Genomic DNA, 20,712 nt, shown 5'->3' with positions numbered 1-20,712 from the left:
GTCTCATGCAAAACGGCCGCTTTTGAGCGGCCGTTTTTTTAGGGTGATGGGTATTAAAAGACAGCCGCTTTACAGCCAATCGATGCGCTGTGAAGCGCCATCGCGCTGCAGCCTGAACACCTGCGCACGCACAGGGGCGTGGTCCAGTGACCAATCGCTGAGCACATGGCGCTGTGCTTGGCCCAAGGCATGGTCTGCAGGTCGGTGGGTGTGGCCATGGACCAAGCGATCGGCCTTTGCCTCGGCCAGCCAGAAAAGACCCATCTCCAAGTCGGCATCTGCAAAGGTCATGCCTTCGTGCTTTTGTGACTCGCTGAGCGCCCGCAAACTTCGGGCAAATTCTTGTCGTTCGGCCAAAGGTTTGGCCAAAAAGGCCTGCTGCCATTGGGGGCTGCGCGCCTGCAGCCTGAAGGCTTGGTAAGGCTGATCGTCCAAGCACAGGGCGTCGCCGTGGGTGAGCAAGATGCGCTGGGTGCCCAGTTCGAGCAAGGTGGGGTCGGTCAGCGCTTGAACACCACAGGCCCCCAGGTAATCCGGTCCGACCAGAAAATCGCGGTTACCAGGCATGAAAGCGACCTGGGCGCGTTGCGCGGTTTGGCGCAAAACCTCGGCGCAGCTTTGCAAAAACGGGTCTTGGGCAGAGGCATCGTCGCCCACCCAAACTTCAAATAAGTCACCCAAAATCAGCACGGCATCCGCTGGGGTGCGGGCCATGTAGTCGCGCCAGGCTTCAAACGTGGCGGTCTCGGAGGCCTGCAAATGCAGGTCCGAGATCAGATCCACGGTTTGCCATGTCGCAGGCGCTGACAGCAAGCCGATGCACGGCCGGGTGGTGCGCGGGTCAGACATGGCGGGTCACGCTCAGATGGCGATGGCTTTTTCGATCACGACGTCCTCTTTGGGCACGTCACCGTGGCCGCCGCGGTTGCCGGTTTTAACGCCTTCGATCTGGTCGACCACTTCAGAGCCCTTGACCACTTTGCCGAACACGGCATAGCCCCAGCCTTGCATGGAGGGTGCGGTGTGGTTCAAAAAGTCGTTTTTGGCGACGTTGATGAAGAACTGCGACGAAGCGGAGTGGGGCGCCGAGGTACGGGCCATGGCCACGGTGTACTTGTCGTTTTTCAGGCCGTTGTTGGCTTCGTTTTCGATGGTCGCATCGGTAGGCTTTTGGCCCATGCCGGGCTCAAAACCGCCGCCTTGGACCATGAAGCCGGGGATCACACGGTGAAAAATCGTGTTGTTGTAGTGGCCCTTGTTCACATAGGCCAAGAAGTTTTCGGTCGACTTGGGAGCTTTTTCAGCGTCCAGTTCGAGGGTGATGACGCCGTAGCCGGTGATGTGCAGTTCGACTTGTGGGTTGCTCATGGTGTTACTTCAACAAAGTGATGGATTGGATGACAACCGGCGTCCGAGGAACATCGGTCGGGAAGGGGCCGCCTGCGCCCGTGGGCGTATTGCGGATTTTTTGGACCACGTCCATGCCGGACGTGACTTTGCCAAAAACGGTGTAGCCGAACAGTTGAGGGGCGTTCAGCAGTTGGGCACGGGCCACATTCTCGTAAACACGGCCTTGGTATTGAAATTTGGCAACCGGGTCACCGTCGGGGATCGGGGTGGGATCCAGAAAAGCGTTGTCCACCACGTTGATGAAAAACTGCGATGTGGCCGATTGCGGGTCGTTGGTGCGGGCCATGGCCAGCGTGCCGGTGGTGTTTTTCAGGCCCCCAGCCAGTGCCTGCCGTCCTTCGTGTGGGACCGGTGCGCGGGTTTTCTTCTCTTTGTATTGGGCATCAAAGCCGCCGCCTTGCACCATGAAGCCCGCAATCACCCGGTGGAAAATCGTGCCGTCGTAGTGCTTGTCGTTCACATATTGCAAAAAGTTGGCCACGGTTTTCGGGGCTTTGTCGTCGTACAACTCGGCTTCGATGTCACCCATCGTGGTGCTGATGCGCACTTTGCTCACGCCACCCGTCTGTGCCTGGCTGGCCATGGGCAGAGCCAAAGCCAGCGTCATGGCCAAAGAGATTAAAAAACGGGAGCGTTGCATGGGGTTTTTCCAGCAGGTAGGAGTTGAGGCGGCAGATGGTGTGCGGTATGGCGTGTGTTCTGGCGTGTCGCTGCCAGCTTCAAGGCGCCGATGACTTGAGCAGATTTTCAGCCGCCAGGCGTTTGCTGGTCACGCGGGGCTGCGGGGCGGGTGCTCGGCTGGCATTTTGGTAGGCCTGAATGGCGAGTGCAATGTAAACATCACCCAGATTTTCAAGCGCCGTGCCGTAATCGGGTCGTGCACGCACAGCGTCTTGCAATTGGACCAGCGCCTCGGCATAGCGGTTTTGGCGGGCCAGCAGAGCGGCCAAGTTGTTGTGCGGTTCGGGCAATTCAGGGAACGACTGGGTTAAGGCTTGCAGGGTTTCCATCGCCTCGGCGGTGCGGCCTTGGCCATCCTGAATGCGGCTGAGCAACAGGCGCATTTGCGGATCGGTCGGACGGGTTTTGAGGTGTTCTTGAGCCTGTGTTTGGGCTTTGGACCACTCTGCTGCCCCAATCAGCCGGTTCACGTCTTGGTAAGCGTCTGCTTGGGCGCCCACGCTGGAGAGCAGCAAAAGACTGGTCAATACGAACGAAAGTAGATTTTGCATGCGCGCCAAAAGTGTTGAATTCGGGCTGCCAGGAACTGGGAGCAGGGTTCCCGTCGGGGATATACTGAAGGGTCATTGTAGCGGAGGGCACGCGGCCATCAGGCCGTTGGCAGGGGCAGATGCCCAGCCGGGAAGCAGCGTTTTGGACGCTTTTTCTTTGTGTTGAATTTCCTGAATTTCCCTGAGCCGATCAGATGCCGATGCCGGACACTGTCGAGTGGGTGGTTGTACTAAAAAAACTTTGATCTGACATGAGTCTGCGCATCTTCAACACGCTGAGCCGTGCTGTTTCCGACTTCTCTCCTGCCGAGCCGGGCCATGTGCGCATGTATGTCTGCGGCATGACGGTCTATGACCTGTGCCACTTGGGCCATGCCCGATCGATGATCGCCTTTGATGTGGTGCAGCGCTGGCTCAAAGCCAGTGGCTACAAGGTCACGTATGTGCGCAACGTGACCGATATTGACGACAAGATCATCAAGCGCGCCTTGGAAAACGGTGAAACCATCCGCGGCTTGACCGACCGCATGATCGACGCGCTGCACCAGGACGCCGATGCGCTGGGCATTGAGCGCCCCCAACACGAGCCCCGCGCCACCGATTACGTGCCACAGATGCTGAACATGATTGGCACGCTGGAGCAAAAAGGCCTGGCTTACCGTGCCGGCAACGGCGATGTGAACTATTCGGTGCGCAAGTTTGCGGGTTACGGCAAGTTGTCCGGGAAGTCGCTCGACGAATTGAATGCCGGTGAGCGTGTGGCCGTGGAGACGGACAAGCAAGACCCGCTGGACTTTGTGCTGTGGAAGAGTGCCAAGCCCACCGAGCCTGAAGACGTGAAATGGGCCAGCCCCTTTGGCACCGGGCGGCCCGGCTGGCACATCGAGTGCTCGGCCATGGCCTGCGAGCTGCTGGGCCAGACGTTTGACATCCATGGTGGCGGCGCTGACCTGCAGTTCCCACACCACGAAAACGAAATTGCCCAAAGCGAAGGCGCCAACGGTCAACCTCTGTCGCGCTTTTGGATGCACAACGGTTTCATCAATGTGGACAACGAAAAGATGTCCAAGAGCCTGGGAAATTTCTTCACCATCCGCGATGTGCTCAAAGAGTTTGACGCCGAGACGGTGCGCTTTTTCATCGTGCGCAGCCACTACCGCAGCTCGCTCAATTACAGCGATGTGCACCTGAACGACGCCAAGGGCGCCTTGAAGCGCTTGTACACAGCCCTGCAAGCCGTGACGCCAGCAGACGTGCAAATCGACTGGGCCGACCCTTTGGCCGCCCGTTTCAAAGCCGCCATGGACGAAGACTTTGGCACGCCCGAGGCGGTCGCTGTGTTGTTTGAGCTGGCGGGCGAGGTCAACCGCAGCGCATCGGCCGAGCGCGCAGGTCTTCTCAAAGCCTTGGGTGGTTTGCTGGGTTTGTTGCAAACCGACCCCACGGTGTACCTGCAAGCGGGTGCAGGTCTGGATGAAGCCGCCATTCAGGCCCAAATTCAAGCCCGAGCCGACGCCAAAAAAGCCAAAAACTTTGCCGAGGCCGACCGCATTCGCAACGACCTGTTGGCCCAAGGCATTGTGCTCAAAGACTCGGCCACCGGCACGACCTGGGAGGCGGCTCAGTGAGCGCAGCAACGCCTGCGGTCACCCCCGTGACGCCCGCCTATTGGGCCGAGGCCTGTGCGCACTTGGCCAAAAAAGACCGGGTCATGAAAAAGCTCATTCCCCAGTTTGGCAATGCCATTTTGGAAACCCGGGGTGATGCGTTCGTCACCTTGGCGCGCTCCATCGTGGGCCAGCAAATTTCGGTCAAAGCGGCCCAATCGGTTTGGGACCGCTTTTCGGTCTTGACCAAGCGCCTCACACCTTCTGCCGTGCTCAAGCTCAAGGTGGACGACATGCGGGCGGCCGGTTTGTCGGCCCGCAAGGTGGAATATTTGGTCGACTTGGCCATGCATTTCAGCTCTGGCACGGTTCATGTCAAGGCCTGGCAAGAGATGGACGACGAGGCCATCATTGATGAATTGGTGGCCATTCGGGGCATTGGCCGCTGGACGGCCGAGATGTTCCTGATCTTCCACCTCATGCGCCCCAACGTGCTGCCGCTCGATGATGTGGGTCTCATCAACGGCATCAGCCGCAACTATTTTTCGGGCGAACCGGTCAGCCGCAGCGACGCCCGAGAGGTGGCGCAGGCCTGGAGTCCCTATGCCACGGTGGCAACTTGGTATATTTGGCGCTCGCTGGATCCGGTTCCGGTGGCGTATTGAGGGTTGGACGAGGCGTCCACCCGGTTATGAAAAGAGGAGTCCAACTTGGCCAAAAAAACATTTCTCGACTTTGAGCAACCTGTTGCCGAACTCGAAGCCAAGATCGAAGAGTTGCGTTACGTGCAGACCGAGTCGGCGGTGGACATCACCCTCGAAATCGACCAACTGAGCAAAAAAAGCCAGCAGCTGACGAAAGACATTTACAGCGATCTGACCCCCTGGCAGATCACCAAAATTGCCCGTCACCCCGAGCGTCCCTATACGCTGGATTACATCCACGGCATCTTCACCGACTTTGTCGAGATGCACGGCGACCGCCACTTTGCCGATGACTTGTCGATTGTGGGTGGTTTGGCCCGCTTCAACGGTCAGGCTTGTATGGTGCTGGGCCAGCAAAAAGGTCGCGACACCAAAGAGCGCACCCTGCGCAACTTTGGCATGAGCAAGCCCGAGGGCTACCGCAAAGCGCTGCGCCTCATGAAGACCGCCGAAAAATTCAAGCTGCCCGTCTTCACCTTTGTGGACACGCCCGGCGCCTACCCAGGCATTGACGCCGAAGAGCGCGGTCAGTCCGAAGCCATTGGACGCAACATTTTCGAGATGGCCCAACTGGAAGTGCCGATCATCACCACCATCATTGGCGAAGGCGGCTCCGGCGGCGCGTTGGCCATTTCAGTGGCCGACCAAGTTCTCATGCTGCAGTATTCGGTGTACTCGGTGATCAGCCCCGAAGGTTGCGCCTCCATCTTGTGGAAGACCAGCGAAAAAGCCGAAGTCGCGGCCGATGCGCTGGGCATCACGGCCCACCGCCTGAAAGCCTTGAACCTGGTGGACAAGATCGTCAACGAACCCGTGGGCGGTGCGCACCGCGATACCGAGCAAATGGTGTCCTTCCTCAAGCGCGCCTTGGGCGACGCTTGGCGTCAGGTGGCTGACCTCAAGCCCAAAGAGCTGTTGGAGCGCCGCTACGAACGCCTGAACAGCTACGGTCGTTTCACCGACACCAAAGCGAGCAAGTAAAGCTTCTGGTGAGCCGTCAGGTTTCCCCTATGGCGCTGACCCTCGAACAGGCCCTGGCTGATTTCAGCCCGGGCCTTCCTTTTGCAGTGGCCTTCAGCGGAGGTGCCGATTCAACCGCCTTGCTGCTGGCGTGCGCGCAGCGTTGGCCGGGGCAGGTGAGGGCGGTGCACATTCACCACGGCTTGCAAGATGCGGCCGATGCTTTTGAGGCGCATTGCCGTGATCTGTGCCAACAACTGAACGTGCCTTTGGCCGTGCGCCGGGTGCAAGCTGGTCATGCCTCCGGTCAAAGCCCCGAAGACGCCGCCCGCAAAGCGCGTTATGCGGCGCTGGCCGAAGCGGTGCAAAGTGAGTGGCCCGACGTGCACGATATTGCGCTGGCCCAACATGCCGACGACCAGGTAGAAACTTTACTCATCGCCTTGTCGCGTGGTGCAGGCTTGCCCGGCTTGGCCAGCATGCCAGCCCACTGGACGCGCCTGGACCTGAATTGGCACCGCCCCTGCTTGGCATTGCCGGGTGCAGCTTTGCGCGAGTGGCTGAAAGAACAAGGCCCAGCTCAAGGCCAAAGCTGGGTGGATGACCCCAGCAACTCCGACGAGCGCTTCACCCGCAACCGCATCCGCGCCAAAGTGTTGCCCGCCTTGGCCGAGGCTTTGCCCGCTTTTCGCGAGACCTTTGCCCGCAGTGCTGCGCATGCCGCCCAAGCGCAAGAGGTTTTGACCGAGGTGGCTGCGCATGACCTGGAAAAGATCGGCGTGCCGCCGCGCATCCAGGCCCTGCAGCAACTGAGCCGCGCGCGCCAAGCACTGGTGTTGCGTCACTGGCTTCGGCAACACCATGCCACCACGCCCAGCACGGCGCAGCTGCATGAATTGCTCGACCAAGTGGCGGCTTGCACCACCCGGGGGCATCGACTGCACCTGAAGGTGGGGCAGGGCTTTGTCGAACGAGAAGCGCTGCATTTGGCTTGGAAGGGTCAAGAAAGCGTCAGGTCGATGGGTACAATCTAGGGTTTTTCCGGGGCTGGCGGCAAGGACTCTTGCAGTTGGATTGCCGGTTTCATCTTCACTTGAACCTGACACATGGCTTTGATCGTTCACAAATACGGCGGCACCTCGATGGGCTCGACCGAGCGCATCCGCAATGTCGCCAAGCGCGTGGCCAAATGGGCGCGCGCTGGCCACCAGATCGTGGTGGTTCCCAGCGCCATGAGCGGCGAGACCAACCGCCTGCTGGGTCTGGCCAAAGAACTGGCCCCCGCCAAACCCGGCGATGCCTACAGCCGCGAACTCGACATGCTGGCCTCGACAGGCGAGCAAGCATCGTCGGCCTTGCTGGCGATTGCCCTGCAATCCGAAGGCCAGCCTTCGGTCAGCTATGCAGGCTGGCAAGTGGCCATCAAAACCAACAGCGCTTTCACCAAAGCGCGTATCGAATCGATTGACGATGCCCGTGTCCGCGCGGACCTGAATGCTGGCAAAGTGGTCATCATCACCGGCTTCCAAGGTGTGGACGATAACGGCAACATCACCACACTGGGACGTGGCGGCTCTGACACTTCGGCCGTGGCCGTGGCGGCTGCACTCAAAGCCGACGAATGCCTGATCTACACCGATGTGGACGGCGTCTACACCACCGACCCCCGCGTGGTGCCTGAAGCACGCCGCCTGCAAACCGTGAGCTTTGAAGAGATGCTCGAAATGGCATCGCTGGGCTCCAAAGTCCTGCAAATCCGCTCGGTCGAGTTTGCGGGCAAATACAAAGTGCCTATGCGCGTGCTCTCGAGCTTCACGCCTTGGGACATCGACATCAACGAAGAAGCCGCATCCGGCACCCTGATCACTTTTGAGGAAGACGAACAAATGGAACAAGCCGTCGTTTCCGGCATCGCATTCAACCGCGACGAAGCCAAAATCTCCGTGTTGGGCGTGCCCGACAAGCCCGGCATTGCCTACCAAATCCTGGGCGCTGTGGCCGATGCCAACATCGAAGTCGACGTCATCATCCAGAACCTGAGCAAAGACGGCAAGACCGACTTCAGCTTCACCGTGCACCGCAACGACTACGCCAAGACCATCGACCTGCTCAAGGAAAAAGTGCTGCCCGCACTGGGTGCGGCCGAAGTCTCTGGCGACGCCAAGATCTGCAAAGTGTCCATCGTGGGCATCGGCATGCGCAGCCATGTGGGCGTGGCCAGCAAGATGTTCCGCAGCTTGAGCGAAGAGGGCATCAACATCCAGATGATCTCCACCTCCGAAATCAAGACCTCGGTCGTGATCGATGAAAAATACATGGAATTGGCTGTGCGTGCCTTGCACAAAGCCTTCGATCTGGACCAAGCCTAAGTTATAATCTGACCCACTGGAAACGTGACCGAGTGGCCGAAGGTGCTCCCCTGCTAAGGGAGTATGGGGTGTAGAGCCTCATCGAGGGTTCGAATCCCTCCGTTTCCGCCAAGCTATATAAATCAAGGACTTAGATAAGTTTTTAACAAATTCTGACTTGTACCTTGACGCACTCAACTGCTTACAAATACCCATCAAAACTCACTTCCCTGTGGGTTTTTGGTGGGTTTTTTGTTTGGGGGCTTTTCTGTGGAGCTTGATGACTATTTAAAAGAGTTGCGCACCCAGTTTCCGGGGCAGTCTGTGTTGTTCACAGGCGACATTGTAAAAATTTTGGGAAAAACAAAAAGATCTATCGAAGGTCTGATTGCCCGCGGTGCTTTGCCGTTCAAGATCCAAAAACTTGGCGGTCGTTGGTGTGTTGCTTTGCTTGATGTCGCCCACTGGTTGTATTCGGGTGAGCAAGTCTCAAAAGAATCAATCTCAGTTCAGCCTGAGGCAAGTTCAAAACTACGCAAGCAGCCTGCTAGTACTAGACTCAGTAGGCGATTAAGTGTCAGGGCCGAGCTTGCAAAATTAGAAAGAGCCAGAACTTTCCAAGCCATGTGCAATCGCCTTTCGCTGCTCAGCAGTACCGATGAGCGGGAATTCGTTGCTGAGATGCTCAGTGATGCATATCCAAGAGAAGTTTTGAACCCGCCTTACGTCAGCGATCATGATTATTGGTACAGAGTGGAAGAGGCTGAATCGATTGATGATCAGCTTCTTGTCATGCGAACTAGCCACTTTCTTGGCGTACCTGCTAGCCCAAATGCCGCGGCATTCATGAACACAAGCACCGCTGTTTTGATAACTTTCAATCTCGGTAGCAAAGTCATCGCACATGCGTATCGACTGGGCAAAATGAAGTGGAAGTTTTCTACAAACTTCCCCAACGCTTCGCTGCACAACGAATGATTCAAGGCCTTAGTCAGCCAGGAGCGGCCCGCTTGATAAACCACTGGGAGCTTAGGATAGTTCTCATTGCAATGACTTGCAGCAGATGTTCGAGGCTGCTGCTGCATTCCTTATCCTAAAAGCTCGGCAATGCCCTCGTCCGTTGGCTTGTAAATTCCTTGATGTACCTCAATCCATTTTGAACTCTTAATAGTTGCTAGCAATCGTCTTGCTGACATGTCGCGTGCTGAGTCTGTCTTCCCTGTCAATAAGCCTGCATCTAAAGCCTTGACCTTCCATGTCGCAAACGAAAGAGATATCGGGCTGAGTTCGCCAGTCTCTGGATTAGCTTCGAAAAAAAGTTCAAGTGCGGATCGCGGCCTTGTAACAGTCGCAGGTTTCAAACTTGAGAGTGTCAACGCTCCGCCGTTAACTCTCTCAAGCCAGACGGGGTGCATTAAGTCTGGTGGAAGCGAGTTAGCTTTCGTCACTTGCATTCGCACAAAACGGTGTCGTTGCAGATCATCTATTCGAAAATCTTTAGCCTCCCTGGGAGTCATTACTCGCATTAAGACTTCTAATCTGAAGGCGTCGGTGATAGCGCCGCTACCTCTGCTGGCGTGAGAGCCAACTTCTTGCTGATATTGGACTGACTTAGCCGCATGACTTATGACGATAACCGCTGCACCTGTTTCAAACGCAATTCTTTCTATAGTGTTTGCAAGGTCCCGCTGTGCAAGCTCATCTAATTCGCGACCCCTAGTTAGTGCAATCGCTGGATCTAATCCGACAAGGCGAACATCTCCCAGTTCTTGTACAAAGTTAATTAGTTGATCAAGTCGAAGCGACGACTTATCCCCTTCGCTTGAGACGATCACGCAATCTGAACCTGCCGCCGCAAAAATGATCAGGCGCTTGTGTACGAGCGCGACATCGTCATCACTCAAGTTCATAGCTTGAAATATCGCATTAAGACTTCGGTGCGCATCTTCACCAGTGTCTTCAGCGAGAATCAAAACTGCTTTACCAGGTTTAGGAACGTTCATTCCCAGTGCACTTTTTCCTGTGGTGACCGCGATCGCAAGTTCTTTTAGAAGAGTGGATTTAGAGGAGGCTCCAAGCCCCGTTATCAAGGCGGCTCTGCCAGCTCTAAAAATGGGAGAGATGGCGTAGTCAATTTTTTCGTTTGCCACACGAACGGTGTCGCGAAGATCAATCGGTGACTCTAACCACTCCAAAGGAGGTGTTTTCAACCGTGCTTCAGTTTTGATACTGCGCGCGGCCCCGAACGGGCTTTGATCTGGTAACCCCGAAAATGAACTGAGCAGCCCAAGTGTTGTTTTCTCTGCTTTCATTTTTTTCTCCTCGCTTGATGCAAAGCTTCACGCAAGCGGGAAAAGTTTGTGTCCCCCAACATTGCAACAAAATCTTCATTGAAATCTTCTAAAGTAGAAGTCAAGACATATCCCGGAGGGTTTAGCAAGCTCGCTGCGTGCTTGGCTGCAGCCACTCCTGTTTTATCGTTGTCCGCAAAAAACCATACAGCTTGTCCTTGTCGTGCGAAGTTTTTTGCTGCACTTAGATTCGCAGCACCAAACGTTACTAGGACCGGTAATCCCCCCAACGCTATATGAATCGAAACAGCGGTGGACCATCCTTCTGCTACTCCGAGCACTGGACTCGCGTCAGGATTCCCGATCATGAGACCGTTCCCCGTTTTCTTTGTGCCGTCTACACAAAACTTGTTGTTTTGGCGGTCGATGTACTCGATGCCTTGAAGGTTGTATTCGTTATCGTGAATTGCCAGAACTAGATTTTTGAGAATCGGTTCGAATCGAGCGCCAACAGGCAAGATGCCTTTTTTCACCACATATGGATGAAATAGAGGGACGTCGACGCAGCGCGCTAGAACTCGCAAGATGTCGTCCCTATCTGAGCAATCTTTTTTGCTGCCGTGCTCTGGAATGAAGTTGTCGTGAACTTTGATCTTCTCGATTTGTGGCGTGTGACCAAGAAGATTTTTTCTAAGCCATCTTGCAGCATCAGAGAAGTTTTTTGCGCGTTCCATCTTGATGACGAGGTCAATCATTGATCCTCCTCTCATGTAGCACGAACAATTAAACCTGTCATCATCTTTGTACACACGAAAAGATGGTTTTTCGTCCGCGTGACTTGGAATAGGGCAATGTACTTTTCGCTGCATTGCTCGTTCATCCACTCCGAGTAGTTCGAGAATTTCTGGAGTGCGACCAATGATCTCTTTGGTGATGTCAAACTTTCTCATCGCAGCAATCCCATTTCTTTGGCGTAGATACACTGAAGTCTGTAGCTCGTTACGTGCAATTCACTCAGCAGCGGCATTACCTTGCGAACCTCTAATTGCCAAAAATTGCTAACTGGCTCAAGTATTCTGTGAGTGCGATAGTCGTCGAACCAGCCAATTGCAGCTGTGAATTGCTCATCTTCACAACGATAAACATCAAGGTAACCAATTCGAGCGCTGGCTCGCGCAGTAAAAAATCGTCTGGTTATTTCGTCTTTCAATGGCATCAAGGCTGCTGATAAATGCTTGGACTCATGTTCGTCTGCTAAAAGTCCAAGGTCCTCTGGGTATATGACTTCGCTATCTCGTGTGTGACGGCTTAAGTCCCACCCATGTGCATACCAGCGCACTGCAACTTGAGCGATTTGCCTAACTGGTACGTGCGTTCCACCGCCGACTTGCCAGCACGAATGTTGCTCATTCCATCCGACGACACCTCGAAAGTCGTCATCGGAAAATTCGTACATGTTTTTGAAAAAATAGTAATTTTCGTTTTGTTGGGTTCGGTTCTGAAATGTCCGAGCAAGTGCTTGTAGTGCGTAAGCGGGCGAGCGCGGATTAGGACTTTCTGCATTCAGCGCCCCGCTGATCGCCATGTTTTCTAAGCCTCGACCAAAGCCCCAGTCGTAATCTTTTATTGTCATATGTTCCCTTTTTGTGAAGGCCTTTCTGCACGATGCGAAAGGTCCTTCTGATGTAATCGCTTGTGGCTAATTTTTTTTAAGGGTGTGTCCGAAAATATTTTTCCATTCAAGTCACCAGGTTGGCTTCGTACCATCTGGTGCGACGGGGCCTGACAAAAGCTCAACAACAACACACTTAAGAAGTGTGTTGTTGTTGAGCTTTTGTTTGGGTCTTCGGGAAGAAAGGAGTTAGGCCAGTTGGCATGGATCAGCTGATTTGCTCTCATGCGAAACGCTGGCAGTCAGTAAGTAGCTGTGGTGCACACTTGCTGTGGTTTAGCGTTTGGGCTGATTCGGCTTCCTCTTTAATAAAAGGGGATTTGTTTTTCCGGCAAAGTGCCGTACAATCTTGGTGAAATTAGGAGAAATGTCATGACTGCTAGAGCCGTTGTTGCACCGCGCTCATTCAAACCTCAGTCCGCTCGACTGGAGGCTCGGATCAGCCAAGATTTACATATGACTGTGAAACGTGCAGCTGAGATACAAGGTCGAACCATGACTGACTTTGTCGTACATGCGTTGCAGATAGCCGCTAGTAGCGCAATTGCCCAGTCTGATCAGGTGCGTTTGTCTGTCGTGGATCAAGAGACGTTTGCTAATGCGTTGATAGCGCCTGCAAAGCCAAATGCAGCCCTCAAGCGTGCTTTTGCTAAAGCTAGCAAGCTTTTGGCGGCGTAAGTTTGGCTGAAGTCAGCCACCCAATGGCACATAAATTTTCTGTTGCCGCGCTGGATTCTGCTAGTGACCGGTCAATATTTGACAGTGGTTCTGAACCCTTGGATCGATATTTCCGAACTCAGGTAAGTCAAGATATCAAGCGCCGAGTGACAGCTTGTTTTGTTGCCACTGCTATGCATGGGCAAATCGCTGGTTACTACACACTTGCCTCAGCTAGTGTTGTGTTGGCTGACCTGCCCGAAGCCACCGTTAAAAAACTTCCTCGCTATCCCAGCGTGCCTGCGGTCCGCATGGGGCGGCTGGCCGTAGATAAGTCTTTTAAAGGCCAAGGTCTTGGCGCCGCCTTGTTGGCAGATGCATTGCACAGAGCTGCCACTGCAGAAATTGCAGCATATGCGTTTGTTGTGGATGCCAAAGATGCTACAGCGGCAAATTTTTATGCGCATCACGGGTTCGTAGCGCTGCCTCAACAACCACTATTTATGTTTCTACCGCTCGCTATGGTGAAGAGCTTGATTAAGTAGCAGCTATGCATCCGTAAGTAGGTGATCCGCAACTCGAAAATTACAGAGTGATTTCGCGACAAAAGTTCACCTTACGAAGGCTTACCGCGACAAGTCCAGACATGAGCTGTTCAGTAGATTTGAAAACACGACATTGAGTTTTGTGAGTACTTGTTTTGCTTGTAGAAGACCCTTACGAAAGCAGATATCGCCTGACGACAAACCTCATTGCTACACAAGAGATCAAAGTACTTAGGTGTAAAACTGATTGTAGGTAATAGTCTGCAAAAGGCTGGATGCAGTCGTAGCTACGTGGCAAGTCACCGGCAGTAACCGACCCCAAGCAGTCGGTGAGCAGCGTTTGCTGCATGTCCGCCTTTCAATTCATCGATACGGCAGTTGTGTAACGGTAGGCTTCTAATTCTTTTTACGATGGACAGCAACCATCACCTTCGCAATCGCTTCGAACTCGGCCGAGTGGGCGGATGTGGCGCGAGTCACCAATGCAATTACCCGCTTGGGGGCAGGGTTTGCCAGAGGCATTGCTTTGAGCGATAGATTTTGAAGAAGGCCGCTCTTGATCGCCATCTCCGGCAGTAAGGCCACGCCCATGCCTGAGGCGACCATCTGAACCAGCGTCAGTAGACTGGTGGCTTCCATTCCGTCCACACTGGCAACCTCTGCCGTCCGGCAGGCCTGCAGAGCGTGGTCGCGCAGGCAATGCCCTTCCTCGAGCAGCAGCAACCGCTCCGTCCATGCGCTGCTGAGCTGGATCGCTTTGCCGGTGATGGCGGGGTCTTGCTCTCGTCCCACCAGCCAGAACTTGTCCTTGTAGAGCGGTTGCACGCGCAGGTCATCCGTGTCGTAGGGCAGTGCGATCAGTGCGAAGTCCAGCTGGCGGTCGCGCAGCCGCTCCAGCAGATGGGCGGTCAGGTCTTCGCGCAAGGCCAACTGCAGCTGCGGGAATTTCTCGCGAAGGGCGGGCATGACAGTCGGCAGCACAAATGGGGCAATGGTGGGGATCACACCCAGGCGCAGCTGCCCTTGCATGGGTCGTGACGCGTCCGATGCAAAGTCGCTCAGGTCTTCGGCAGCAGCCAGCACCTGCCGCGCACGGGCCACCACCTCTTTGCCTACCGCCGTCAGCGCCACGGTCTGTTTGTCCCTCTCCACCAGTTGCACACCCAGGGTGGATTCGAGTTCCTTGAGTCCCGTGCTCAGGGTGGACTGGCTCACAAAACTCGCTTCGGCTGCGCGGGTGAAGTTCAGGTGCTCGGCCAGGGCCAGCAGGTAGCGCAGTTGTCTCAGAGAGGGCAGGGCAGCCATGGTCGGGTTCCTTGGGGCTTTGTTATCTGAATTTTAGATTGATTCAATTGAAATTATGCGTTGGACCGATTGATCGCCGAAATCCACAATTCATCCCATCGCAACACATCTTCACCACCAAGGAGCTTAAAAATGGCACGTCCCGAAATCAAAACCTGGCAGAACCTCGAAGCCGCATTCGCGGGCGAATCGATGGCCCACATCAAGTACCGTTACTTCGCCAAGCTGGCCCGCGCCGCAGGCGACGAAGACACGGCCCGCATCTTCGAGCAGACCGCTGATCAGGAAGTGATGCACGCCTTTGGTCACCTCGACCTGCTCTACCCCGCGGCCGACATCACCCCCGCCAAGGCATTGCAGATCGCCATCGAGGGCGAGACCTACGAGTACAGCGAGATGTACCCCGGTTTCCGCCAGACGGCGGTCGAAGAAGGCAACGCTGCGGCCGTGGCCGAGATCGACGAGCAGATCAGCGAGTCGAAAGAACACGCCGGCCAGTTTAAGGCCGTGCTCGAAAAAGCTGCCAAGCGCTTTGCCGCACTGGCCAAGGTGGAAGAGCGCCATGCCAACCACTACCAGAAGGCCCTCGACGCCATCCAGGCCTGAGCCTTTCTTTTACCTCATTTCACATTCTTAAATTCTGGAGAACACCATGAAAGTCTGGCAATGCATTGTGTGCGGTTTCATCTACGACGAAGCCCAAGGTATCCCTGAAGACGGCATCGCTGCCGGCACTCGTTTTGAAGACATTCCCGAAGACTGGGAATGCCCCGATTGCGGCGTGGCCAAGGCCGACTTCGAAATGGTTGAGATTGGTTGAACGAGCAGGAGCCCTGGATGATTGCACCCGCTCAAAACCTGGTGATCGTGGGTTCGGGCCTGGCCGCCTGGACGGTGGTGCGCGAGTTGCGCAAACTCGATGCCCACACCTCCATCACCCTCGTGACCCGCGACAACGGCGACTTATACAGCAAGCCCATGTTGTCCAATGCCCTGAGCAGCGGCAAAACCGCAGCCCAGCTGGTCAGCACCACGAGTGCTGCCATGGCAGAGCAACACGGGGTCAAGTTGATGGCGCACACCGAGGTGACGGCGATTGATCCGGTGGCCTGCACCATCAGTACAAGTCAGGGTACGGTGGCTTACAGCCGTCTGGTGCTGGCCCTGGGGGCGGACGCGGTGCGCCTGCCTTTGCAGGGTGACGCCGCAGATCGGGTGCTCTCGGTCAACGATTTGCAGGATTACGCTGCATTCCGAGAGCGGCTCCAAGGTGCTCGCCGCGTCACGGTCATCGGCGCTGGCCTCATTGGCTGTGAATTCGCCAATGACCTTGTCGCGGCTGGCTACGAAGTGGACGTGGTCGACCCGGGCACCCAGCCCCTGGGGCGCTTGCTGCCACCCGAAGCTGGCGACCTGCTGCAGCGTGCACTGAGCGACGCAGGTGTCCGCTTTCACTGGGGCTCGTCAGTGCAGGCCGTTCATGCGCAGCCCGGAGACTTGCAGCTTGAACTGGCAAACGGCCAACGTCTGGGCACGGATGTGGTGCTGTCGGCTGTGGGTCTGCGCCCGCGCACCGCGCTGGCACAAGCAGCCGGACTGCAAACGGCGCAAGGCATTGTCGTCAACCGCCAGTTGCAGACTAGCCAGCCAGACATTTATGCCCTGGGCGATGTGGCCGAAGTCGAGGGACGCAGCCTGCCCTACGTCATGCCGCTCATGCAGGCGGCGCGCACGCTGGCCGCGCACCTGGCGGGGCAGGCTGCATGCCTGCGCTACCCGGCCATGCCGGTGGTCGTCAAAACTCCGGCACTGCCGGTGGTGGTGTCGCCACCGGCCTCGGGTGTGGCAGGCCAGTGGCAGATCGAGACGAGCACCGATGGGGTGGATGCCCGCTTTGTGGGCCACGATGGCACTCTGCTGGGATTCGCCCTGGCAGGCCAGGCTACAACGAACAAAACTGCTTTGCAGAAAAGCTTGCCAGCGCTGCTGGCGTGAATTGATTTTTTAACCCCTGAAATGGAGAAATGACATGACCACGAAACTCGACAAAGTCCTCTACACCGCCAAGGCACGTACGACCGGAGGCCGCGATGGCCGCGCCGTGTCCGACGACGGCTTGCTTGATGTGAAACTCGCTCCGCCAAAGAAACTGGGTGGCATGGGCGGCGCGACCAACCCCGAGCAGCTGTTTGCGGCGGGCTACTCGGCCTGCTTCATGGGCGCACTCAAGCATGTGGCCGGCATGAAGAAGGTAGCCGTGCCTGCTGATGCCAGCATTGAAGCCAGTGTGGACATCGGCCCGATCTCCCAGGGCTTCGGCATTGCCGTGCAGATGACCATCAACCTGCCGGGGCTGGACCGTGCGGTGGCGCAGGACTTGGTGGATACAGCGCACCAGGTGTGCCCGTATTCGAACGCGACGCGCGGCAACATCGTGGTCGATCTGACCTTAGGGTGATCTGCCGATCCTCAGGCGTGCACTGAGCAAGGAGTACCGTGCCTTGAGTCGCTGTTCGCCCCAGAACGGACTTCCAGGACGAGCATGCCGGCGACCGCTTCTGGCCGAAAGCCGCCTCACCACGCTGAGAAAAAGCGTCAGGCCAACCGGTATGAACTTGTATGAAATCACCCCATACAAGCACCGAGGCACATGGCCACCCCTCTGCTGCGACACCACGGCTGGAAGGCACCCGAGACGTGCTGGACGTACTGACCTGCGGCATCGTCAGAACAGCAGCACGAGAGACCAAGCCGGAGCCCCTCATCCAGGCTCCAGCGACCCCGGCCGAACCCAGCCGAGAACTCCTGACCGAGAAAATGCTCGCCGATCGCTGGGTGTGTTCCGTCGCGCGGCTTCAGCGCTGGCGCACCGTCGGCGAGGGGCAGCCGTACTTGAAGATCGTGGGGAAGGTCCTGTACCGACTCAAGGACATTGAGGCCTACGAGGAAGCCAGCCTGGTCCGGAAGGTGTTCTAGGAGGGCTTTGGAAGGCCCCGAACGGATTGGAATTTGTTCGAACGACTTGGAATCAGTTCGAATGAATCTTGGCGGAGCAGAAATTCTAGCCCCACCAACCTGCTCAGGTCCGGATGCATCGTTTTTTGATGGCGCCGGGGATTCGAACCCGCAAATTCGGGGGCATGTTCATCCTTCATGCAGGCTTCCCCTTCAGGCCAGGGTCAACGAGCCTTCGATGTTCCCGCGAGCGGCATTCGATTTGGGACAGATCTAGTGAGCGGTATTCACTTCCCCCTTTGGGGCTTCGATCATGCCGAATTCTCTGTCACTGAACAGTACGAACTCTAGGAACTCCGTCACGTCAACCTGCTTAGGTTCGGATACATCTTTTTTGACAGGGTTGGACATTCGAACTTAACTACCGTACAAAGGCTGTATCGTGGCTCCCACGGATTTTCCGAGCCTTGCAGTAAGTGCTGCAATTGAAGGGATCATCCGCTCAGAGTAAACGCCAGCATGGCTGTTTCAGGTTGGTTACGGTCATTTGAGCCGTTGCATCCAGAAGACGGCGAACTGGGAAAAGCGAAAATTCCTTTGCCATTCGCCAATGACCGCCTCGCATCTGAAGTCAACGTTTGACCCCACCTGAACGATGAGGCATCTTCAACGCCAGCCTCGCTCAATGCGCAGGCAGCCGCCACCTCCTCAAGCACGCGGCGACTTTCCCTCGAACTTCAATACCAAGCTTCCGGCCAGCAAGGTCAATACAAAAAGACAACCGAGGTACGGCATCACGCTTTGCAGGGGGGCACCCATCTGATTCAGACGCAACGCTGCCTGGACTCCCGCCGTTGTGGGAATCAACCAACGCAGGTATTGCAACGCGGTAGGCAATGCCTCTGACGGCCATGAAAATCCTGCAAGAAATACCAAAGGCAGCGTGGAGAAAAGAATCACTTGGAGGACCCGTTCGCGATCTCGGCACCACAGGCCCACCAATGAGCCCAGCGTGACGATGGCGGACAAGTACAGGACCAAGAAGACTAGGGATCCAGCAACGTTTCCTGCGCGCGGGTAGCCATAGAGCCAAAAAATCCATCCAAAATAAAACAGCCCAGACACCAATCCCGGCACGAGAAATGCCAGCCAGCGTCCAATCCAGACCATAGGACTTGCTTGAACTGCACGTTGCTCGACCCAGGTCGCCACCAACATCCCCACTCCCATCAGAAGGGTCTGATGCATGATCAGCAGGGCGACGGCAGGAACGATGAAGCTGCCGTAACCCTCTGTGGCGTTGAACAAGGCAATGGCTTGAAAATCCACCGGCGTACGAGTCTCACTGGCCTGACGAGGACTTTGACCCTTTGCCTCTCGCTGTCGGATTTCAATACCCGCCGATGCTGCACCTACGGCTTCCGCTAACCCGTACTGCACCGCCTTGCTGATGATGGGGTAGGCGCCGTTCGACACGATCGTCACCAAAGCTGGCATCCCCCTGGCGACGTTTGCCTTCAGGGTGTCTGGGAGAAGCAGGTAGCCTTCAATCTCGCCGCGACTCATGGCGGCCTGCGCGGCGCGCTCATCAGACGCTACGGCTTTGACCTCGATCCGTGGGTTGGCAAGTGCTAGGCGTTGGATCGTCCGTGACAGAGCCGAGTGATCCTGGTCGATGACCGCCACCGGCACTCGGGTCACGACCTCCGGACCGAAGAACCAAGGGTAGAAGAAAGCATAGAACAAGGGCGCTGCAAAAAGCAGCATCAATACGCCCTTGTCTCGCACAACATCGCGCAGCGTTGCGACGAACCCCGTCCTCAGGGTTCTTGAGTGGTGGAGGGTCATGTCAACGAGCTCCCCATGTCGATGGCTTGTTGCGAGCCTGGACCAAGCCCCACGCGGCCAGTGCGAGCAAACCCAGAGTGGCCAGCAGGAATGCCACAGGAGTCGCAGCACTCGCGCGGGCCGGCAAGCCCATCAGCAATTGCTCCGTCTGCAGCCGGATGTAGTGGGTGAACGGCATGGAAGTCGCCCATAGGCGAGCGCTGTCAGGCATTGCACTCAGTGGGAAGCTCATGCCACTGAATGCGAAGGCCGGGGCGGTTAGAAGTCCAGTCACGGACAACGCGGTCCGCAAAGACTTGGTCAGTGCGGCCACCGCAGCACCCGCGGCCAGAGACAGTGCCATGAGCAAAGCCAGGGCGAGGCAGATCCAGGCAAGATGCCCGGGGATGTCCCAGCCACGCCCGGCCGTGATGAACCAAAGCGCTCCGGTACCGATCCCCGTAAGCGTCATCCAGGGAATCGCCAGCTTGCCCAGCAGGGCGACCGCGACGGACCGCCCTCCCTCGTGTCCCAGCCACTGTCCTAGCGTCTTGTCCCTCAACTCTCGACCTACCGCCCAGGCACCAGCCGTCATTGCCAGAATGTGCAGGATGGCCGGGATCACGGCAGCAGTCAGGTACTTTTCGTAGTTACCGGACCCGTTGAACAGCGCAATCGATTGAGTCTGGATCGGATTAAAGCTGGTCTTGGCCTGTTGGGGGGATTCACCTCGCTTGGTTCGAGCCGACACTTCGATACCGGCAGCCAAGGTCCCCACCACCGTGCGCACATCCCGCTGCAGCAGGCTCGAGTGCGTGGCAAACTGGGCGTTATGGCGCAGGGTGACTTCGGTCTTGACCCCGCGCTTGATGTCTCGCTCGAAGTCCCGGGGAATGTTGACCATCGCGTATACCCGCACGCTCCTGAGAGCGTTTTGGGCCGAGGATTCGCTGTCGAATTCGTCGACAACCTGAATGCCAGGCGAGGCGTCGAGCATGCGCACCAGTTGCCGCGACAGCCCGGAGTGGTCTTCATCTACCACGCCGACTGGCAGGTTCCTCGGGATGGCGCTGGAGAACATCCACACGACCAGCACCGCGGCCAGCAAAGGCACCCACGTCACCATCGCCAGGTCCCAGGGGCTTTGGCCTAGGCGACGGGCTTCCCGCCTGGCGCTGTCGAAGAAGTGGTGCATGGTC

General features: G+C 56.5%; 24 protein-coding genes and 1 tRNA gene. 15 read left to right on the top strand and 10 right to left on the bottom strand.

Going from position 1 to position 20,712, the window contains the following annotated elements; translation table 11 throughout:
- Positions 1–69: 69 nt before the first annotated feature.
- From ACZ5SR_RS10320 to ACZ5SR_RS10305, 4 genes are all read right to left on the bottom strand, one after another.
- The gene (locus ACZ5SR_RS10320) at positions 70–849 is read right to left on the bottom strand and encodes a UDP-2,3-diacylglucosamine diphosphatase (RefSeq protein ID WP_464448596.1); all 780 of its coding nucleotides are present in this window, start codon (positions 847–849) and stop codon (positions 70–72) included.
- 12 nt (positions 850–861) lie between these two features.
- Entirely contained in the window at positions 862–1,368 is a 507-nt protein-coding gene (locus ACZ5SR_RS10315; protein ID WP_464448595.1) for a peptidylprolyl isomerase, read from the bottom strand.
- A gap of 4 nt (positions 1,369–1,372) precedes the next feature.
- Complete coding sequence (locus tag ACZ5SR_RS10310) at positions 1,373–2,050, bottom strand: peptidylprolyl isomerase (protein ID WP_464448594.1); 678 nt, start codon at positions 2,048–2,050, stop codon at positions 1,373–1,375.
- Positions 2,051–2,129: 79 nt separating this feature from the next.
- Positions 2,130–2,642: a tetratricopeptide repeat protein gene (locus tag ACZ5SR_RS10305; protein ID WP_464448593.1), complete on the bottom strand. Its 513-nt coding sequence runs from the start codon at positions 2,640–2,642 to the stop codon at positions 2,130–2,132.
- Between the two features lie 251 nt (positions 2,643–2,893).
- Between ACZ5SR_RS10305 and cysS the strand changes: the two genes are divergently transcribed.
- The 7 genes from cysS to ACZ5SR_RS10270 all read left to right on the top strand — a co-directional run bounded on the left by cysS (position 2,894) and on the right by ACZ5SR_RS10270 (position 9,239).
- Positions 2,894–4,270: a cysteine--tRNA ligase gene (cysS, locus tag ACZ5SR_RS10300; RefSeq protein ID WP_464448592.1), complete on the top strand. Its 1,377-nt coding sequence runs from the start codon at positions 2,894–2,896 to the stop codon at positions 4,268–4,270.
- Positions 4,267–4,914, top strand: a complete 648-nt coding sequence (locus ACZ5SR_RS10295) for a DNA-3-methyladenine glycosylase family protein (protein ID WP_464448591.1) — start codon at positions 4,267–4,269, stop codon at positions 4,912–4,914. Before cysS ends, ACZ5SR_RS10295 begins: the two co-directional genes overlap by 4 nt.
- A 45-nt stretch (positions 4,915–4,959) precedes the next feature.
- Complete coding sequence (locus ACZ5SR_RS10290) at positions 4,960–5,934, top strand: acetyl-CoA carboxylase carboxyltransferase subunit alpha (protein WP_464448590.1); 975 nt, start codon at positions 4,960–4,962, stop codon at positions 5,932–5,934.
- A gap of 29 nt (positions 5,935–5,963) precedes the next feature.
- Entirely contained in the window at positions 5,964–6,947 is a 984-nt protein-coding gene (gene tilS, locus ACZ5SR_RS10285; protein WP_464448589.1) for a tRNA lysidine(34) synthetase TilS, read from the top strand.
- A gap of 72 nt (positions 6,948–7,019) precedes the next feature.
- Positions 7,020–8,282: an aspartate kinase gene (locus ACZ5SR_RS10280; protein ID WP_464448588.1), complete on the top strand. Its 1,263-nt coding sequence runs from the start codon at positions 7,020–7,022 to the stop codon at positions 8,280–8,282.
- A gap of 18 nt (positions 8,283–8,300) precedes the next feature.
- A tRNA-Ser gene (locus ACZ5SR_RS10275) sits at positions 8,301–8,393 on the top strand.
- Between the two features lie 111 nt (positions 8,394–8,504).
- Positions 8,505–9,239: a hypothetical protein gene (locus ACZ5SR_RS10270; protein ID WP_315229781.1), complete on the top strand. Its 735-nt coding sequence runs from the start codon at positions 8,505–8,507 to the stop codon at positions 9,237–9,239.
- Between the two features lie 110 nt (positions 9,240–9,349).
- On the opposite strand, the gene ACZ5SR_RS10265 is transcribed toward ACZ5SR_RS10270, so the two are convergent.
- Genes ACZ5SR_RS10265 through ACZ5SR_RS10255 form a run of 3 tightly spaced genes read right to left on the bottom strand, consistent with a single transcriptional unit; the run spans position 9,350 to position 12,185 of the window.
- The gene (locus tag ACZ5SR_RS10265) at positions 9,350–10,573 is read right to left on the bottom strand and encodes an AAA family ATPase (RefSeq protein ID WP_315229783.1); all 1,224 of its coding nucleotides are present in this window, start codon (positions 10,571–10,573) and stop codon (positions 9,350–9,352) included.
- On the bottom strand, positions 10,570–11,502 hold the full coding sequence (locus tag ACZ5SR_RS10260; protein WP_464448587.1) for a toprim domain-containing protein: 933 nt from the start codon (positions 11,500–11,502) through the stop codon (positions 10,570–10,572). Before ACZ5SR_RS10260 ends, ACZ5SR_RS10265 begins: the two co-directional genes overlap by 4 nt.
- Complete coding sequence (locus ACZ5SR_RS10255) at positions 11,499–12,185, bottom strand: hypothetical protein (protein ID WP_315235352.1); 687 nt, start codon at positions 12,183–12,185, stop codon at positions 11,499–11,501. Before ACZ5SR_RS10255 ends, ACZ5SR_RS10260 begins: the two co-directional genes overlap by 4 nt.
- A 411-nt stretch (positions 12,186–12,596) precedes the next feature.
- Between ACZ5SR_RS10255 and ACZ5SR_RS10250 the strand changes: the two genes are divergently transcribed.
- Together ACZ5SR_RS10250 and ACZ5SR_RS10245 are read left to right on the top strand one after the other, a co-directional pair.
- Positions 12,597–12,902 (top strand): type II toxin-antitoxin system TacA family antitoxin, encoded by a 306-nt coding sequence (locus ACZ5SR_RS10250; RefSeq protein ID WP_315227317.1) that lies wholly within the window; start codon positions 12,597–12,599, stop codon positions 12,900–12,902.
- Positions 12,903–12,925: 23 nt separating this feature from the next.
- Positions 12,926–13,426: a GNAT family N-acetyltransferase gene (locus ACZ5SR_RS10245; protein ID WP_315227408.1), complete on the top strand. Its 501-nt coding sequence runs from the start codon at positions 12,926–12,928 to the stop codon at positions 13,424–13,426.
- A 396-nt stretch (positions 13,427–13,822) separates the two neighbouring features.
- On the opposite strand, the gene ACZ5SR_RS10240 is transcribed toward ACZ5SR_RS10245, so the two are convergent.
- Positions 13,823–14,731 carry a hydrogen peroxide-inducible genes activator gene (locus ACZ5SR_RS10240; protein WP_108364879.1) on the bottom strand — a complete coding sequence of 303 codons (909 nt, stop codon included), beginning with the start codon at positions 14,729–14,731 and terminating at the stop codon, positions 13,823–13,825.
- Between the two features lie 132 nt (positions 14,732–14,863).
- Between ACZ5SR_RS10240 and ACZ5SR_RS10235 the strand changes: the two genes are divergently transcribed.
- The 6 genes from ACZ5SR_RS10235 to ACZ5SR_RS10210 all read left to right on the top strand — a co-directional run bounded on the left by ACZ5SR_RS10235 (position 14,864) and on the right by ACZ5SR_RS10210 (position 18,328).
- Positions 14,864–15,337, top strand: coding sequence for a rubrerythrin family protein (locus ACZ5SR_RS10235; RefSeq protein ID WP_108364881.1), 474 nt, complete (start codon positions 14,864–14,866; stop codon positions 15,335–15,337).
- A 46-nt stretch (positions 15,338–15,383) separates the two neighbouring features.
- Complete coding sequence (locus tag ACZ5SR_RS10230) at positions 15,384–15,551, top strand: rubredoxin (RefSeq protein WP_108364883.1); 168 nt, start codon at positions 15,384–15,386, stop codon at positions 15,549–15,551.
- 17 nt (positions 15,552–15,568) lie between these two features.
- Positions 15,569–16,726, top strand: coding sequence for an NAD(P)/FAD-dependent oxidoreductase (locus tag ACZ5SR_RS10225; protein WP_108364978.1), 1,158 nt, complete (start codon positions 15,569–15,571; stop codon positions 16,724–16,726).
- A 34-nt stretch (positions 16,727–16,760) separates the two neighbouring features.
- Positions 16,761–17,189 (top strand): organic hydroperoxide resistance protein, encoded by a 429-nt coding sequence (locus ACZ5SR_RS10220; protein ID WP_464448586.1) that lies wholly within the window; start codon positions 16,761–16,763, stop codon positions 17,187–17,189.
- Between the two features lie 161 nt (positions 17,190–17,350).
- Complete coding sequence (locus ACZ5SR_RS10215) at positions 17,351–17,707, top strand: hypothetical protein (RefSeq protein WP_283225587.1); 357 nt, start codon at positions 17,351–17,353, stop codon at positions 17,705–17,707.
- Positions 17,708–18,205: 498 nt separating this feature from the next.
- The gene (locus ACZ5SR_RS10210; protein WP_276308838.1) at positions 18,206–18,328 is read left to right on the top strand and encodes a hypothetical protein; all 123 of its coding nucleotides are present in this window, start codon (positions 18,206–18,208) and stop codon (positions 18,326–18,328) included.
- 66 nt (positions 18,329–18,394) lie between these two features.
- Here ACZ5SR_RS10210 and ACZ5SR_RS10205 read toward each other — a convergent pair whose 3' ends face one another.
- A complete protein-coding gene (locus tag ACZ5SR_RS10205) occupies positions 18,395–19,534 on the bottom strand; it encodes an ABC transporter permease (protein WP_090142670.1) in 1,140 nt (379 codons plus the stop codon).
- 1 nt (position 19,535) lies between these two features.
- Positions 19,536–20,708: an ABC transporter permease gene (locus ACZ5SR_RS10200; protein ID WP_464448585.1), complete on the bottom strand. Its 1,173-nt coding sequence runs from the start codon at positions 20,706–20,708 to the stop codon at positions 19,536–19,538.
- Positions 20,709–20,712: the final 4 nt, after the last annotated feature.

It is taken from the genome of Limnohabitans sp. TEGF002 (assembly GCF_055395845.1).
This window is presented reverse-complemented; position numbering and strand designations above follow the sequence as displayed.

Excerpts from the sequence above, each read along its gene's own strand:
- ACZ5SR_RS10320 (WP_464448596.1), bottom strand. The coding sequence starts at position 849 with ATGTCTGACCCGCGCACCACCCGGCCGTGCATCGGCTTGCTGTCAGCG.
- ACZ5SR_RS10315 (WP_464448595.1), bottom strand. The coding sequence starts at position 1,368 with ATGAGCAACCCACAAGTCGAACTGCACATCACCGGCTACGGCGTCATC.
- ACZ5SR_RS10310 (WP_464448594.1), bottom strand. The coding sequence starts at position 2,050 with ATGCAACGCTCCCGTTTTTTAATCTCTTTGGCCATGACGCTGGCTTTG.
- ACZ5SR_RS10305 (WP_464448593.1), bottom strand. The coding sequence starts at position 2,642 with ATGCAAAATCTACTTTCGTTCGTATTGACCAGTCTTTTGCTGCTCTCC.
- cysS (WP_464448592.1), top strand. The coding sequence starts at position 2,894 with ATGAGTCTGCGCATCTTCAACACGCTGAGCCGTGCTGTTTCCGACTTC.
- tilS (WP_464448589.1), top strand. The coding sequence starts at position 5,964 with ATGGCGCTGACCCTCGAACAGGCCCTGGCTGATTTCAGCCCGGGCCTT.
- ACZ5SR_RS10280 (WP_464448588.1), top strand. The coding sequence starts at position 7,020 with ATGGCTTTGATCGTTCACAAATACGGCGGCACCTCGATGGGCTCGACC.
- ACZ5SR_RS10265 (WP_315229783.1), bottom strand. The coding sequence starts at position 10,573 with ATGAAAGCAGAGAAAACAACACTTGGGCTGCTCAGTTCATTTTCGGGG.
- ACZ5SR_RS10260 (WP_464448587.1), bottom strand. The coding sequence starts at position 11,502 with ATGAGAAAGTTTGACATCACCAAAGAGATCATTGGTCGCACTCCAGAA.
- ACZ5SR_RS10255 (WP_315235352.1), bottom strand. The coding sequence starts at position 12,185 with ATGACAATAAAAGATTACGACTGGGGCTTTGGTCGAGGCTTAGAAAAC.
- ACZ5SR_RS10250 (WP_315227317.1), top strand. The coding sequence starts at position 12,597 with ATGACTGCTAGAGCCGTTGTTGCACCGCGCTCATTCAAACCTCAGTCC.
- ACZ5SR_RS10245 (WP_315227408.1), top strand. The coding sequence starts at position 12,926 with ATGGCACATAAATTTTCTGTTGCCGCGCTGGATTCTGCTAGTGACCGG.
- ACZ5SR_RS10240 (WP_108364879.1), bottom strand. The coding sequence starts at position 14,731 with ATGGCTGCCCTGCCCTCTCTGAGACAACTGCGCTACCTGCTGGCCCTG.
- ACZ5SR_RS10235 (WP_108364881.1), top strand. The coding sequence starts at position 14,864 with ATGGCACGTCCCGAAATCAAAACCTGGCAGAACCTCGAAGCCGCATTC.
- ACZ5SR_RS10230 (WP_108364883.1), top strand. The coding sequence starts at position 15,384 with ATGAAAGTCTGGCAATGCATTGTGTGCGGTTTCATCTACGACGAAGCC.
- ACZ5SR_RS10225 (WP_108364978.1), top strand. The coding sequence starts at position 15,569 with ATGATTGCACCCGCTCAAAACCTGGTGATCGTGGGTTCGGGCCTGGCC.
- ACZ5SR_RS10220 (WP_464448586.1), top strand. The coding sequence starts at position 16,761 with ATGACCACGAAACTCGACAAAGTCCTCTACACCGCCAAGGCACGTACG.
- ACZ5SR_RS10215 (WP_283225587.1), top strand. The coding sequence starts at position 17,351 with ATGAAATCACCCCATACAAGCACCGAGGCACATGGCCACCCCTCTGCT.
- ACZ5SR_RS10210 (WP_276308838.1), top strand. The coding sequence starts at position 18,206 with ATGGCTGTTTCAGGTTGGTTACGGTCATTTGAGCCGTTGCATCCAGAA.
- ACZ5SR_RS10205 (WP_090142670.1), bottom strand. The coding sequence starts at position 19,534 with ATGACCCTCCACCACTCAAGAACCCTGAGGACGGGGTTCGTCGCAACG.
- ACZ5SR_RS10200 (WP_464448585.1), bottom strand. The coding sequence starts at position 20,708 with ATGCACCACTTCTTCGACAGCGCCAGGCGGGAAGCCCGTCGCCTAGGC.